2 protein-coding genes are annotated in these 2913 nt (G+C 67.3%); both read right to left on the bottom strand.

All coding sequences use genetic code 11. The annotated features are described in order from the left end of the window. Positions 1-70: 70 nt before the first annotated feature. Positions 71-1789, bottom strand: coding sequence for an alkaline phosphatase family protein (locus H5T60_13630; protein ID MBC7243472.1), 1719 nt, complete (start codon positions 1787-1789; stop codon positions 71-73). A 10-nt stretch (positions 1790-1799) separates the two neighbouring features. Next, on the bottom strand, positions 1800-2913 hold a 1114-nt coding region (locus H5T60_13625), incomplete at its 5' end, for a hypothetical protein (protein MBC7243471.1).

Genomic DNA, 2913 nt, shown 5'->3' with positions numbered 1-2913 from the left:
TCGAACACCGCGCCGTCCCAGCCGAGCACCACCACCTTGCGTTTGGTCAGATCGCTATCCGCCATATCGGTTATCCCAGATAGCCCAGGCCGGCCAGCTTTTCCCGCACCAGCTCTTCCTCTTCCTCGCTGTAGCCCAGGCGCTCGGAGGGACCGCCGGCGCCCCAATCGCGGTACTGCACCTCGCCCGGATGTTCCAATGCTTCCACCAGGACGCGGCCGTCCATATGGGACGGGACGGGCAGTCCCAGGAGGTGCAGGATGGTAGGGGCGGCATCCATGATGGAGGCGTGGTGGAGCTGGGCGCCGGCCTTGATGTTGGGGCCGGCCAACAGGATGATGCCTTCCGAGCGGTGGAGGCCGGGGGGCAGGAAGTCTTCCAGCAGTTCCTCCCGGGAGAGGGTCTGCACCGGCTCCGGCCGGCGAGCGGTGTGGCTCAGGCGCGTGCGGTAATAGGGCTGTTCGCGAAGCTGAACGAAGATATCCGGCGCCTGCTCGGCGTACGGGCCGTGATACAGTTCCTCGCGCAGGTACACGCGTTCCACAATATGTTCCCCCGTCTCGGGGTCAATGAGCGATTCGCTCAGCCGGCGGGCGATTTCCCGGCGGAGGCGCTCATATTCCTCGCCGGGGGAGACGATGCCCTGCGGCTCGCGCCCGCGCAGGTTGATCCAGATGGCCTCGCGAAACTCGTCGGAGTAGGCCTGCGTGTGCGCCCAGTCAATGGCAAAGTAGGACGCCGGCGTGCGCGCCCGGTCGTACAAGGTGGGGAAGAGCCGGCGGAGCGTATCCTTGGTGCGCTTGCCCAACCACTTGCGCAGGTAGTGCCAGATGCTTTTCCACAGGAAGCCCATCAGGCCGGCGCGCAGGCGGCCGGCGAGAGAGCGGGAGCGCTCGCCGGCGAAGGTCAACCAACCCTGCTGGGCCAGCCAGCGGTTGAAGTAGACCGCTTTGGCGGTGGCCGGGCCGGCGCCGTGGTCGGAGACGAGGATGAGGGCGGTGTCGGCATCGAGGCGCCGGCGGAGCGCGCCGATCCACTCATCCAGTCGCTGGTAGACCTGCAGGATGCAGTCTCCATAGCGAGCGGCGCCCTGCAGGTCATACAGCGGGTGGGTCGGGTCCATGAAATGCCAGAAATGGTGTTGAATGTTGTCGGTGGCGCGGAAATTGACCACGAACAGGTCCCAAGGTTTATGGGACATCAGATATTCCACCGCCTTACAGCGCTGTTCCAATGCGAAGATGATGGCCTGGAAGGCGGCGTCATAGCGGCCGCGGCGGGTATGCTCCACGACGCCCGGCTCGATGACGTATTCACCAATGGCCTCCTCCAGCTCTTTGGCCAGCTCCGGCGGGTAGGTGTACTGGCTTCCGGTGCCGGGGGCGTCCACGCCGGCGATGACGATGCCGTTGATGCGCTCCGGCGGGAAGGTCATCGCCACGTTGACGGAGATGCTGGATTTTCCGGCTTCGCTCAGGATGCGCCAGATGGTGGGCGCTTTCACGTCCGCGCCGCTGACCAGCCGCGCCTGATAACTGTTCGGGATATGTTCCTGGAAGTGGTAAATGCCGTGCTTGCCCGGGTTGACGCCGGTCATGAACGAGGTCCAGGCCGGCGCGCTGATCGGGGGCACGGTGGATGCCAGTGGGCCGTGGGCGCCTTCGGTCATCAGTTGGGCCAGGTTGGGTAGCTTCCCCTGACGCGCCCATGGGGTGATCAGGTCCCAGGTCGCGCCGTCCAGCCCGATGACCATCACGCGCCGGACGGCCGGCGACGATGTATCCGTCATACGGTATCCCTCAGAGCATCAGCCCGATGTAATGATAGTGTGGTACAAGATAGCCCCAAAAGGCAATCTGGTCAAATATGAGGAGCAGGATAACCAGCGCGCCTGACCAGACGGCGCGGGGCAGGCGCGCCGGCGCCAGTTCCAGCCAGCCGGCGGCCAGCAGGGCGCAGAACGGGAGGAGGGCGGGGAAGAGGTAGCGCCCCTGCGGCTGCCAGCCGCTGCCGAGCATGGGCAGGAAGGTCTGCAGAAGGATGAGGCCGGCGGCGATACCCATCCCGATCCAGGGGACACCCCGTGTGGCGAGGCCCCGGCGGCGGAGCGCCCGCAGGAGGCCTGCCGCGGCGGCCAGGCAGACGCCGGCCGGCAGGAGATACCACTGCGGCGCCAGGGGCAGGGTCAGCCAGCCGAAATTGGCCCAGAAGCCGGCGAAGGTCAGCATGACGAACAGGATGTAGCGCCGCAGGGAGGGCCAGGAGTAGCTGGCCGGCTCGAAGGGGTGGGGCATCTGGCCGGGCGAGAGGCGCAGCCAGCGCGTCAGACAGCTTTGGCTCCAGTGCGCTCCCTCCTCCAGCCCCGGGTTCTCCAGGAGCTGACGCCGGGCGGGGTCGCCGGCGCGCCACAGGGCCAGGTCATCGGCCGCCAAAGGGGCGGCGCCGGCATTGGCCACGACCACATTGATCCAATAGGCGTGCGCAGAGACGAGATGGCAGACCTCGACGTAGTGCCAGCCGGCGCGGGGCAGTTGTATTTTCTGGCGGGTGCTGGTCTGCCCGTCGGAAATGACCAGATAGCCCTGCGCCGGCGGTGTCGTGGTGTTCACCCAGGCGCCCAGGCACAGCTCCTGGCCGCGCAGTTGGCGCGCGGTATTGAAGGAGAGTTCCTGGAAGGCGCGCGCTGGTTCGCCGGCGTTGGCGGGGGGCAGGTACAGGGCATACTGGCCGGCGTGCGTCAGGGTGCTCGAGCGTTCCGCCGGCCGGTAGCTCACCGGATCGGCCCATCCGGCGGCGCCGGCCAGACGCCAGCTCCAGGCAATGCTCAGGGCCGAGGCGAACGCCAGGCCCACGGCCGGCCACCAGGCGCGGCGGGCGGCCAACCAGGCCCGCAGTTCTTTCCGGTACTTGGTC

It is taken from the genome of Anaerolineae bacterium, assembly GCA_014360855.1.
Lineage (GTDB): Bacteria > Chloroflexota > Anaerolineae > JACIWP01 > JACIWP01 > JACIWP01.
The sequence above is the reverse complement of the archived record's forward strand: the minus strand, read 5'-3'. Positions and strand labels throughout refer to the sequence as shown.